The 11,601-nt window shown below is 73.0% G+C and carries 11 protein-coding genes; 3 read left to right on the top strand and 8 right to left on the bottom strand.

Going from position 1 to position 11,601, the window contains the following annotated elements:
* The first annotated feature begins 49 nt into the window (after positions 1-49).
* Positions 50-1,042 carry a ricin-type beta-trefoil lectin domain protein gene (locus EMA17_RS51555; protein ID WP_160161268.1) on the top strand — a complete coding sequence of 331 codons (993 nt, stop codon included), beginning with the start codon at positions 50-52 and terminating at the stop codon, positions 1,040-1,042.
* A 92-nt stretch (positions 1,043-1,134) separates the two neighbouring features.
* On the opposite strand, the gene EMA17_RS01570 is transcribed toward EMA17_RS51555, so the two are convergent.
* From EMA17_RS01570 to EMA17_RS01540, 7 genes are all read right to left on the bottom strand, one after another.
* Entirely contained in the window at positions 1,135-1,587 is a 453-nt protein-coding gene (locus EMA17_RS01570) for a nucleoside deaminase (RefSeq protein WP_126635520.1), read from the bottom strand.
* 125 nt (positions 1,588-1,712) lie between these two features.
* Positions 1,713-4,037, bottom strand: a complete 2,325-nt coding sequence (gene pucD / locus EMA17_RS01565; RefSeq protein WP_126635019.1) for a xanthine dehydrogenase subunit D — start codon at positions 4,035-4,037, stop codon at positions 1,713-1,715.
* A gap of 171 nt (positions 4,038-4,208) precedes the next feature.
* Entirely contained in the window at positions 4,209-5,069 is an 861-nt protein-coding gene (locus tag EMA17_RS01560) for a DUF1206 domain-containing protein (RefSeq protein WP_126635018.1), read from the bottom strand.
* A 105-nt stretch (positions 5,070-5,174) separates the two neighbouring features.
* Complete coding sequence (locus EMA17_RS01555) at positions 5,175-6,119, bottom strand: endonuclease/exonuclease/phosphatase family protein (protein WP_126635519.1); 945 nt, start codon at positions 6,117-6,119, stop codon at positions 5,175-5,177.
* A 186-nt stretch (positions 6,120-6,305) separates the two neighbouring features.
* Positions 6,306-7,748: an amidase gene (locus EMA17_RS01550; protein WP_126635017.1), complete on the bottom strand. Its 1,443-nt coding sequence runs from the start codon at positions 7,746-7,748 to the stop codon at positions 6,306-6,308.
* Positions 7,745-7,996: a hypothetical protein gene (locus tag EMA17_RS01545; RefSeq protein ID WP_126635016.1), complete on the bottom strand. Its 252-nt coding sequence runs from the start codon at positions 7,994-7,996 to the stop codon at positions 7,745-7,747. The genes EMA17_RS01550 and EMA17_RS01545 overlap by 4 nt, the downstream gene beginning before the upstream one ends.
* A gap of 70 nt (positions 7,997-8,066) precedes the next feature.
* Positions 8,067-9,071, bottom strand: coding sequence for a helix-turn-helix transcriptional regulator (locus tag EMA17_RS01540; RefSeq protein WP_126635015.1), 1,005 nt, complete (start codon positions 9,069-9,071; stop codon positions 8,067-8,069).
* A gap of 113 nt (positions 9,072-9,184) precedes the next feature.
* On the opposite strand from EMA17_RS01540, the gene EMA17_RS01535 reads away from it, so the two are divergent.
* Positions 9,185-9,583 carry a VOC family protein gene (locus tag EMA17_RS01535; RefSeq protein ID WP_126635014.1) on the top strand — a complete coding sequence of 133 codons (399 nt, stop codon included), beginning with the start codon at positions 9,185-9,187 and terminating at the stop codon, positions 9,581-9,583.
* 76 nt (positions 9,584-9,659) lie between these two features.
* Here the strand turns inward: EMA17_RS01535 and EMA17_RS01530 are convergent, their stop codons facing one another.
* The gene (locus tag EMA17_RS01530) at positions 9,660-10,076 is read right to left on the bottom strand and encodes a nuclear transport factor 2 family protein (protein ID WP_126635013.1); all 417 of its coding nucleotides are present in this window, start codon (positions 10,074-10,076) and stop codon (positions 9,660-9,662) included.
* Positions 10,077-10,340: 264 nt separating this feature from the next.
* Here EMA17_RS01530 and EMA17_RS01525 point away from each other — a divergent pair, with 264 nt between their 5' ends.
* Positions 10,341-11,504, top strand: a complete 1,164-nt coding sequence (locus EMA17_RS01525; RefSeq protein WP_126635012.1) for a cytochrome P450 — start codon at positions 10,341-10,343, stop codon at positions 11,502-11,504.
* The last annotated feature ends 97 nt before the right edge of the window (positions 11,505-11,601 follow it).

Genomic DNA, 11,601 nt, shown 5'->3' with positions numbered 1-11,601 from the left:
CCGACGCATGGCTTGTGGCCGATGGCCGTGGCTGATAGAGGAGTACTTCGTGTCCGAACCCAATGAACCCAACACCCCTGCCCCGCCGGGCAGTTCGTCGGCGCCCTCGGCGGCGGCCGGGGCCGCGCCGTCGTTCGCGCAGGCGTACGCCCGCCGGCCGCCCCGTCCCGCGCGCGGCCTCCTGCCCGGGCGGCGGGTGTGGATCTCCCTCGCCTCCGCCGCCGGCATCGTCACCGTCAGCACGCTGGCGGTGACCCTGGCCCAGAGCAGCGCGAGCGGCGACACGGCGACCCACAACCGCACGGTCTCGGCCGTCGGCGCCAAGACCGGCGCGCCCGGCAAGGGCGGCACACCCGGGGCGAACGGGGCGAACGGCCTGCCGGGATCACCCGGAGCGCCCGGGGCACCGGGAGCCCCCGGGGCGGACGGACTGCCCGGGGCGAACGGTCTGCCCGGAGCCGACGGATCGCCGGGCGCACCGGGCGCGCCCGGCCAGGCCGGCGCCGCGGCGACGACCCCGCCCGCCGCCGATCCGCCGCCCACGACGCAGCGCCCCGCCGCGCCGCCCGCGCCCAAGCAGACGCCGGCCAGGCAGGAACCGCGGAGCGAGGCGCCCAAACCCATGGTCGGCGGCCCGGGGCCGCTAATGCCGCCGCCGAAGAACGACGCCCCCGGCAGCCCCCTGCGCAACCCGGCCTCAGGGAAGTGCCTGAGCGGCTCGGCGGGTTCCGACGGCACGCCACTGATCCTGTGGTCGTGCAACGGCGACGTGAACCAGAAGTGGGACATCCGCTCCGACGGCACGATCCGCACCAAGGGCCTGTGCATGGACGCGGCCTGGGGCGGCACCGCGTCCGGCACCGTCGTGCAACTCGCCTACTGCAGCGGCAATCCCGCCCAGCAGTTCGCGCTGCGCAACAACACGCTCTACACGAAGACCGCCAACATGTGCGCCGACATCTGGAACAACAACTCCGGCGACGGCGCGGCGATCCGCCTCTACGCCTGCCACGGCACCTGGAACCAGGCCTGGACACGTTGACCCCCGGATCCCCGTCCGCGTCGGCACCCCGCCACGGCGGGGTGCCGACGCGACCCCGGGTATCGCCGCTCCGAGCCGCGGCGGCCGCCGGGTCAGTAGTCGACGCGGTCGGGTTTGGCCAGCCACGCGTCGAACGGCGCGGTGCGGTCGGGCAGTTCCAACCGCTCGACCCGCGTCGGCCACATCGACCTCGGCTTCTTCTCGAACAGGTCGTGGAACTTGCGGTCGTCGAAACCGGCCACCGCGGCGTCGTGCCGGTCGGCGGAGTAGACGATCCGGTCGACACGCGCCCACAGCGCGGAGGACAGGCACATCGGACACGGCTCGCACGAGGTGACCAGGACACAGCCCTCCAGCGAGAAGGTGCGCAACTCCCGGCAGGCGGCCCGCATCGCGCTCACCTCGGCGTGGGCGGTCGGGTCCAGCGTCGCGGTGACCCGGTTGTGTCCGATCGCGATCACCTTGTCGGCCTTGGCGACGAGCGCGCCGAACGGACCGCCGCCATCGCTCACGCTGGTGGTGGCGACCCTGATCGCCTCGTCCATCCAGGCGCGTTCGAGCTCTCGGACGGGTGTTTCCCGGGCATGCGCGGTCACGGTGACTCCATTCGTGGGTTCGGGGAATCGAGGGTGCGTCGAGGGCGCGGGGACGCGCCGTCTCGGCGCGGTCGTCACGGCTCGATGCGGCAGATGTGCTCCGGGCCGACCGGGATGTGCGTGAGATTCAGTCCCGTCGCGTCGCGGATGGCGTTCACGATCGCCGGGGTGGCGGAGATCGTCGGCGGCTCACCGACACCGCGCACCCCATAGGGCGCGTGCGGGTCGGCCCGCTCGATCACGTCCACCGTCATCGGCGGCATGTCCACGATGGTCGGGATCAGATAGTCGGTGAACGAGGGATTGCGCACCCGGCCGTCCCGCACCCGGATCTCCTCCATCACCGCGAGACCCAGGCCCTGCGCGGAGCCGCCGTGGATCTGCCCGACGACGGCGTCCGGGTTGACCGCCCTGCCGACGTCCTGCGCGCAGTCCAGTCGCACGACCTTGACCAGGCCCAGTTCGGTGTCCACGTCCACCACCGCCCGGTGTGCGGAGAAGGCGTGTTGCACATGCACGCGTGGACTCTGCCCGCTCACCGGGTCCATCGCCCAGGTCGGCCGATGGTGGTACTCCCGGGTCTCCTCGATCGCGTCGTCGCCGAGCACGTCGACGAGATCGGCGAGCACACCGGCCGTCGCGGAGACGACCTTGCCGCCGCTCAGCGACAGGTCGGCGGGGTCCTCGCCGAACCGCCGGGCGACGCGCGCGAAGAGCGTCTCGCGCACCGCCCGACACGCGTCACGGACCGCGCCGCCGGTGAGGTAGGTCTGCCGGGACGCCGAACTCGAGCCCGCGTCACCGACGTCGGTGTCGTTCGGGTGGATGTTCACCCGCTCCACCCCGAGTTCGCTGCGTGCGATCTGCTGCTGCACGGTGACCAGGCCCTGGCCGACCTCGGCCGCCGCGGTGTGCACCATCGCGATCGGGGCGCCGCCGACGACCTCCAACCGCACCCGCGCCGTGGAGTAGTCGTCGGCGCCCTCCGCGTAGGAGATGTTCTTGATGATCACGCCGTAGCCGACGCCGCGCACGACGCCCTCGCCGTGCGTGGTGTTGGATCCGCCGCCCGGCAACTCCCGCACGTCCACCGGCCCGGCCCGGTGCTCCGGCGGCAGGGGGAGGCGTTCCAGGCGTTCCAACAACTCGGCGACCGGCGCCGGGTAGTCCAGCACCTGCCCGGTGTGCGTGGTCGAGCCCTCGGCGACGGCGTTGATCCGGCGCAGCCGCACCGGGTCCATGCCCAACGCGTCCGCGAGCCTGTCCATCTGCGACTCGTAGGCGAAGGCGGGCTGTACCGCGCCCAGTCCGCGCATCGCGCCGCACGGCGGGTTGTTGGTGTACAGGCCCCACGCCTCGATCGCGACGTTGGGCACCTCGTACGGTCCCACGCCGAGCGAGGTGGCGTTGCCGACCACGACCGGGGTCTTGGAGGCGTACGCGCCGCCGTCGAAGTACATCCGGGCCTTGACGTAGACGAGTCTGCCGTCCCTGGTCGCGCCGTGCTCGTAGTACATCTTCGCCGGGTGCCGGTGCACGTGGCCGAAGAAGGACTCCTCGCGGTTGTAGACCATCTTCACCGGGCGGCCGGTGCGCAGTGCCAACATGCAGCAGTGGATCTGCATGGACAGGTCCTCGCGGCCCCCGAAGGCGCCGCCGACCCCGGACATGGTGAAGCGCACCTTCTCCAACGGGAGTCCGAGCGCCCGCGCGGTCTGCCGCTGGTCCACGTGCAGCCACTGCGTGGCCAGGAACAGGTCGACGCCGCCGTCCTCGTCCGGGACGGCGAGGCCGGATTCGGGCCCGAGGAACGCCTGGTCCTGCATGCCCACGGTGTACACGTCCGACACCACGACGTCGGCTCGGGCGTTCGGGTCGCCCCGGGTGATCGGCTGGTGGCGCACCACGTTGCCACCGGGATGCAGGTGGGGCAACGTGTCGTCGTGCGCGGCCCGTTCCGGGTCGGTGATCGGCTCGAACACCTCGTAGTCGACCACGATCGCCCGCAGCGCGCGCCGCGCCGTCTCCGGGTGGTCGGCGGCCACCAGCGCGATCGGCTCGCCCTCGTAGCGCACGACGTCCTCGGCGAGCGCCGGCGTGTCGGCGACCTTGAGGCCGTAGACGTTCTCGCCGGGCACGTCCTCGTGGGTCAGCACCGCGTACACGCCCGGATGCGCGAGCGCCGGGCCGATGTCGATCGAGACGATCCGCGCGTAGGGGTGCGGGCTGCGCAGCGTCGCGCCCCACAACATGTCCCGCGCCCACAGGTCGGAGGAGTAGGCGAACTCCCCGCGCACCTTGAGCGTGCCGTCCGGCCGCGGCGGGCTGTCGCCGATCCCGCCGGTGATCACCTCGTCGAGGTCCTGCGGGCTGCGCGCGGGTGAGGTCGGAACGACCATCGGGGAGCCTCCACTGTCCGGATACCTGTGCGAGGAGTACACAGCAGGTCCGGTGGCCCCGGTCAGCGGTCGAAGACCCGAAATCGCCCGGGGGCCGGGGGCGGCTTTCCGTAGACTCCTACAAAAGCGCATCCGCGGGAGCCGACCCCGCCCGCCGGGCCGGGGGCGGCGTCACACCTTTCGCCACCGTGCCATGGCGAACGAGAACGCTCCGAACAACATCAGCCCGACCGCGATCACCCCGAGCAGCGGCGGACCCACCGGCGTGTCGGCGAACGTGCGCAGCGTGTCGTCGAGGCCCTTGGCCCTGTCCGGGTCGTACCTGGCCGCCGCGACCAGGACGAACACCCCGGCCGCGGTGAACACGGCGCCCCGGCTGGCCCCGCCGGCGACGCCGAGCGTGTCGACCAGCCGCTCGGTGCGGGCCGACATGCGCCCGAGTTCGAGGTGGTCGCGATACTTGCGCAGCAGCGCCCGGACCCCGACGCAGACCCCGACGACGACCACCACGAGCCCGGCCCCGGCCACCAGCCAGCGGCCGGCGGGCAGATCCAGCGCCTCGGCGGTGGCGCCCTTGGACTGCGCGTCGGACGCTCCCTCCTCGGAGCCGCCCGAGCCGCCGGAGCCGTCCTTGCGCCCGGCGGCCAGCGCGATCACCGAGGCGGCGACGAACGCGTAGAACCCGAATCGGGCCAGCGACGCGAGCCGTGTGGAGGCGTCGCGCCCGCCGGGCCCGGCCGCGCCGAACACCGCCTCGGACAGCCGCCACAGCGCCATGCCGGCCAGGCCGATCCCCAGTGCCCAGACCAGGAAGCCGCCGAACGGCCGCCCGGCCAACTCCTGGACCGCACCGCCCCGGTCGGCCTGCCGGCCGCCATCGCCGACGGCGATGCGCAGGGCCAGGACGCCGACCAGGAGGTACACCACGCCGCGCGCCACGAACCCCGCGCGCCCCGCGGCGGCCACCGCGGTACCGCCCACCGCGGAACGCCCCACGGCGGTGTTTCGTAGTCCGGTCGTCGTTGTCCTCATCGCGAAGAGACCCTTTCGTGTCGGTCTCCTCGCGCCTGCCCCGAGGCCGGCTTTCGATGCCGCCCGGCCGTCGACGGGTCGATCGCGGCGCCGCGCGGGCGGGGTTCAGAAGGTCAGACGCGCGGCCACCGGGGCGTGGTCGGAGCCGGCCGCGCCCTGGCGTTCGACGGGTTGCGCGTTGATCGACGGCAGGGGGCCGTCGGCGCCGGTGAACACCTCCTCGAGGCGTTGCAGCAGTTGGTGGCTGACCAGGAGATGGTCGATCAGTTCGCCCTGGCCCTCGAAGACGCGGGAGACCCGGTGCTCCACGGGGATCTTCAGGCCGAGGTTCCACAACCGCGCCGCGTCCCCCTTGTCCGGCGTGTGGAATCCGCCGGTGCCGATCTGCGATCCGGGCGGGCCGTACAGGATCTGCGTGGTCGCGGCCAGCGGGGTGTCGTTGAGGTCGCCCATCACGATCACGTCGCGGGTGCGACCGTCGCCGCCCAGGAGTTCGTCCGCGAGGGCGCGCATCGTGGTCGCCTCGGCGCCGCGCCGCCACAGCGCGTACGCGGCGTAGCGGGCGCGTTCGCCCTCGTTCTTCGGGTTGTGCCGATTTCCCGGATAGGTCAGCAGCTTCGACTTCAGGTGGCACACCGCCGCGTGCAGGGTCCGGCCGGGCACCGGTTCCAGGGATACCGCGAGCCCGCCGCGACCCATCGCGTTCAGCGGCGCCCCGGTGTCGGCGGTCTGCAGCGGGGCGAACTGGCTCGGGAAGGCGGTGACATCGGCGGTCACCGTGAGCGGGTGGCGGCTGAGGAACCCCACCCGGATGCGCCGGCCGTCCGGGTGCGCGGACAACTCGGTGTGCCACGTCCCGTCCAGGCGGGCGACCAGGTCCTGCAGCGCGTCCGGGTTGCCGACCTCCTGCACCCCGAGCAGGTCCGGCTTCAGCCGATCGATCGTGGCCGCGAGCGAATCCAGCTTCGCGTCGAACTCGGCTTGCGTCTTCGGGCCGTCCTGCTCCCCCGGCAGGAACAGGTTCTCGAGGTTCCACGTCGCCAACGTCACCCGCATGGGGTCACCTCCTGCTGTCCGGCATGCCGCGCGTGCGCCCGGCCGCTCCCAGTCTCCGCGCGATACGTCTCCACGTCCCGCCGAATCCCCGGACACGCCCCACCGGTTCACTCGGACGCCATGGTCGACGCCGCGCCGGGCGGACGTCGGGCCTCCCCGCCGTTCGGGAAGAGCGGCGGATCACCCCGCCGTACCCGGCGGACCTCCTGCGGGTGTGCCCACCCGCAGCGGCGCGAGCCGCGCCGTCGGGCGGTGCGCGCTCTCGTACACGTCGCCGGCCCGCAGCAGCAGCGCCTCGCCGAGCGGCCTGCCGATGAGCTGCATGCCGATCGGCAGGCCGTGCCCGTCGAAGCCCACCGGCAGCGACAACGCCGGCAGTCCGGTCAGGTTCGCGGGCGCCGACAGGCGTACATAGGCGTCGGACACCGACTCCACGCTCCCGTCGGGCCACTCCAGGGATGTCTCGCCCACGCGCGCCGCCGGCGAGGCGACGGTGGGCGCGGCGACGAGGTCGACGTCGTGGAAGAGGTCGCACCAGGCGCGGCGCATCAACGTCCTGGCGCGCTGGGCCCGGATGTAGTCGGTGGCCGGGACGAACTCGCCCGCCTCCAGCAGGATCCGCACCTCGTCCGAGTACAACTCGGGGACGGTGCGCAGGGTTTCCCGGTGGTAGGCGGTGGCCTCGGGGACCATCAGGGCGGATTCCGCGGCCTGGACGTACCTCGCCATCGGGATCTCGACCGGGACGGCGGTGGCGCCGAGCGCGACCAGGTCGTCGACGGCCGCGCGCACCGCGCCCTCGATCTCGGGGTGCACCCGGTCGAAGTAGAAGTTGGTGGGCACGCCGACGCGCAGGCCCGCGATGTCGCCGTCGCGTCGCGGGACGTACGTGCCGCGCACGACGTCCAGGCTCGCCTCGTCGCGCGGGTCGTGTCCGGCGATCGTGTCCAGCACCAGGGCCGCGTCGCGCACGGTGCGGGTGATCGGGCCGACGTGGTCGAGGGACCAGGACAGCGAGGCGACGCCGTGCCGGGAGACCAGGCCGTAGGTGGGTTTGAGGCCGACCACGCCGGTGAGCGCGGCGGGTATCCGGATCGACCCGCCGGTGTCGGTGCCCAACGTGAAGGTGGCCGCGCCGGCGGCGACGGCGGCGGCCGATCCGCCGCTGGAGCCGCCGGGCACCCGGTCGGTCGCCCAGGGGTTTCGGGTCTGCGGGGTGGTGGTGCCGTACGCGAACTCGTGCGTGTGCGTCTTGCCGACCAAAACGGCGCCGGCCGCCCGCAGCCGGGTGGTGACCTCGGCGTCCTCGGCGGGCACCCGGCCGGCGCGGACCAGGGAGCCGGCGGTGGTGGGGACGCCGGCCGTGTCGACGAGGTCCTTGAGCGCCATCGGCACGCCGTGCAGCGGGCCGCGCCGGCGACCGGCGGCGATCTCCCGTTCCGCCTCGCGGGCCGCCGCCGAGGCGGACTCGGCGGTGACGGTCGCGTAGGCGGTGATCGCCGGTTCGGTGTGCGCGATGCGGTCGAGGACGGACGCGGTGAGTTCGACCGGGGACAGGGAGCGGTCGGCCAGCGCGCGGGCGGCCTCGTCGAGGGTGAGGGCGTACGGCTCGGTGTGTGTCACGAGGCGTCGTCCCGCCGGGCGTCGAAGACGAAGGCGGGCGCGGTCTCGCCGAACGGGATGTCGTTCAGCGCGGCGACGAGGCCGTGGAGGTGGTTGACGGTGGCGGCGATCACGGGCAGCCGCGACGCGTCCACCGGCAGCCCGGCCCGGGCGGCGAGCCGGGCGATGTCGGCGGGGGTGAAGTCGGGCTCGGGGGGCGGGGGTTCGGCGGTGCCGTCGGTCTCGGTGGTGTCGGTGGTGTCGGTCATGGCGGGCTCCTCTGCTCTGCGGTGCGCTGCGGAGGCGGGGCTCGGTCCCGACCCCTGTCCTACGTGCCCATCATCCGCCGTCCGGCCTGCCGCGCCGCGCCGAATCGCGCAACCGCTCGGCGAACGCCAGTACCGAGTCCCGGAGTTCGTCCGGCCGCTCGACGACGAACGGCCGGTCCAGGGAGGCCAGCAGGGCCGGCACCCAGTCGAGTCGTTCCGCGTGAACCTCCACCCGACACCAGGGTTCGGCGTCCGGATCGGCGCCGCCCGGAGGGGACGCCTCCGCGACGATCGCGAGCGCCGCGGGGAGCCGGGCCCGGATCCGCTCGGCCGTCTCCCGCACCAGCACGCTCACCTCGTGGCGGTAGGGGGCGCGGGCGAATCCGGTCAGCACGCGCCGCGCCGGGTCGAGGTCGGCGGGCGGCTCGAACGTGCCGGGCAGGGCCCGGGCGTCGGCGATGCGATCCAGGCGGAACGTACGATCCTCGCCGGCGCCGACGTCCGCACCCGTCACGTACCACCGGCCCGAGTGGGCCACGAGCCCGTACGGGTGCAGCGTGCGCTCGCCGCGCCGGCCGTCGGCGGCGGTGTACCGGAGCGAGATCGGCCGGTGATGACGCACGGCGTCGGCGATCGCGAGCAGCACCGCCGTCTCCGGAGCGGTCGGCTCGTCCGGCGCGGTGGTGAAGGCGAGCGAGTCGAGCACGGCGTCGAGCCGCCCGGCGAGCGGTCGCGGCAACACCCGCCGGATCTTGGCCGCCGCCGTGTCCCCCGCCGTCCCCGCGGCCGTGGTCAGACCGGTCCGCCGACCCGCGATCAGGCCGAGCAGCACGGCCAGCGCCTCGTCGTCGGTCAGCATCAGCGGCGGCACGCGGTAGCCGGCCGACAGCCGGTATCCGCCGTAGCGCCCGCGCACCGACTCGACGGGGATGTCCAGGTCGACCAGATGCCGGACGTAGCGCCGCACGGTGCGCTCGTCGACCTCCAGACGATCGGCGAGCTCGGCGACGGTGCGGGTACCGCCGGCCTGCAGCAGTTCCAGGAGGGCGAGCACGCGGGTGGTGGGTCGGGCCATGAGCGCAAGTCTCTCGCGAATACCGGGCGGATTCCGTCCGGTATCACCCCTAGCGTGTCACCGAAGGCGCCGACCGACCCCCGGCGGCGGCATCGACCCCTCAGGAGAAACCCGTGAACCTCGTCTCGATCCGCATCATCACCGACGACGTCGACCGCCTCGTCGACTTCTACGAGCGGGTCACCGGCGTGCCGGCCACCCGGTTCACCGAGGACTTCGCCGAACTCGGCATCGGCTCGACCACCCTCGCGATCGGCGGCACCCGCACCGTCCCCCTGTTCGCCCCCGGCTCCGCCCACGCGGCCGACAACCACAGCGTCATCGTCGAATTCCTCGTCGACGACGTGGACGCCGTCCACCGAAACCTGACCGGCGTCGTGACCGACTTCGTCAACGAGCCCACCACGATGCCGTGGGGCAACCGCGCACTCCTGTTCCGCGACCCCGACGGCAACCTCGTCAACTTCTTCACCCCCGTGACCCCGACCGCCATCGCGAAATTCACCCCCTGACGTCGGACATCGACACTCGACCGGCCCTCGGTCGAACCGGCGGCCGCGGTCGCCGTCGCGGTCGCGGTGGTGGGGCTCACTGCACCAGGATCGGGGCGAAGTAGTCGCGCAGTCGGGCGATCCTGCCGTCTCGGACGCGGAAGATCTGCACCAGGGACACCGCCGTGTCCACCTCGCCGCCCTCGCCGTCGAACACCGCGTCGATCTCGGCGATGAAGACGTCGGGGTCGGAGGTGATGTGCAGGACGTAGCCGGACTTCGCGAAGTCGGGCGCGGGACCGTCGGTCTTCGCCTGCCGTTCGTAGTGGGCCGCCATCGCGCTGCGGATCTGCGCTCGGCCCACCAGTCGCCTGGGAAAGGTGGCGTCGGCGGGGACGAGCGGGGCCTCGAAGACGCCGTCCTCGGTGAAACACTCGGCGAGGGCATCGGCGTTGCGGGTCACGGTTCCCGCGTGGATGTACCTACCGAAGATCTCCTGCGGCGTTGCGGACACCACAACCTCCTCGAACGTGGACGTGGACGTGGACGCGGACACCGACCACCTCATCACAACGCGACCCGCCGGTACCCGGTTTTCGCGACCGATCACCCCCACGCCGCCGCTGTCGCGGGTGGGGCGATTCGGCTGGATTGCCGCCTTGTTCGGCGGCCGGCGGCCGCCGATACTGACCTGAGGTCGCCGGCCCTGTCGCGGGGGCGGGCGGGCGTGTGCGTCCGCCGTACCCGACAGCCGCCTGCCGGAGGGGGAGACCGCTCGATGGGTAGGGGAGATCTGCGTCGGTTCCACCGGGATCCGTTGGGGTTTCTCGACGGCCTGTCCCGCGCTCGCACCACGGATGTCTTCCGACTGCCCTGGGGCGGTTGGTGCGTGGGCGATTCGGACCTGGCACTGGTGGTGCTGCGCGATCCGGAATTCAACGGAGGGTTGTCCACCTTCTATGGCGACCTGTTGCCCTCGCGATCGGCCCAGATCGCGCTCGGTCACACGATACGCAACACCATCCGACCGCGATTACCCGAGTATCGCGCCAACTTGGCCGAGGCGGTGGCCCAACTCCCCGCGGCCGCACGGTGGCCCGAGACCGGCCCCGCGCTGGTGCGTCGATCTCTGGCGGACCTGCTGCTGCACCCGACGTCGACCCCCGAACTGCGGCTCCTGCTGGCGCGATCCGTCGGCGCCGGTGTGCTGATCCGGTCACCGACGATCCGCGGCCGGCTGCGCACGGAACTGCTGCGCCCCAGGCTCATGGCGGCGCTGACCCGCGAGATCGCGCGACGCCGGGCACGTGGCGGCGATGCCGGGGAGCCGCGCGATCTGCTCGACGCCGTCATCGGCGGCTGTCCCGAGGAGACGCGGGATCCTGTCGTGGCCGAGCTGTACCTGCTGCTGTACCGCTCGATCGTGGGAAACGTCGGCTACACCGTGGCCTGGAGCGTGCTGCTGGCCGGTCTGCACGGCGCGCCGGGCGAGCCGTGGCCGTGGCCCGCCGAGTGGATCGTGCGCGAGGCCGCGCGGCATCGTCCGTTCGTCTGGATGGTGGGCCGTCCGACGCCGCGTGCGGTCGAGTTCGGTGGTGTGGCGCTGCCGCCCGGCGCGATCCTGTCGGTCAGCCCCTACCTCCTGCATCACGACGAACGGCGCTGGAGTCGACCCGATCTCTTCCGGCCCGAACGCTGGGCCCTACCGCAGGCGTGCGGCCCGTATCTGCCGTTCAGCACGGGCCCGTTCGTCTGCGGCGGCGCCGTCGTCGCCCAGACCATGGCCACCGACGCGGTGGCGGCGCTGGCCGACGACGCCCGCCTGAGCGTCGCCGGCGCCGAGGCGCGGCCGGTCGTGACCAACGCCGCCGCGCCGCGACCGTTCACCCTGAGCCGCACCACCAGGTCCGCGACCCGATCGCCCGCTTCGAAGAGGAGGTGACCACCATGATGGCCGTCATCCGGCGCATTCTCACCAACACGCCGCCACTGATCTGGAATCCGAAGGATCCCTGGTGACCCGAGCCCCACCCGAACGG

The organism is Embleya hyalina, from assembly GCF_003967355.1.
Classification (GTDB): Bacteria; Actinomycetota; Actinomycetes; order Streptomycetales; family Streptomycetaceae; genus Embleya; species Embleya hyalina.
Note: the sequence above shows the minus strand (reverse complement) of the source record. Positions and strands in the feature narration are given on the sequence as shown.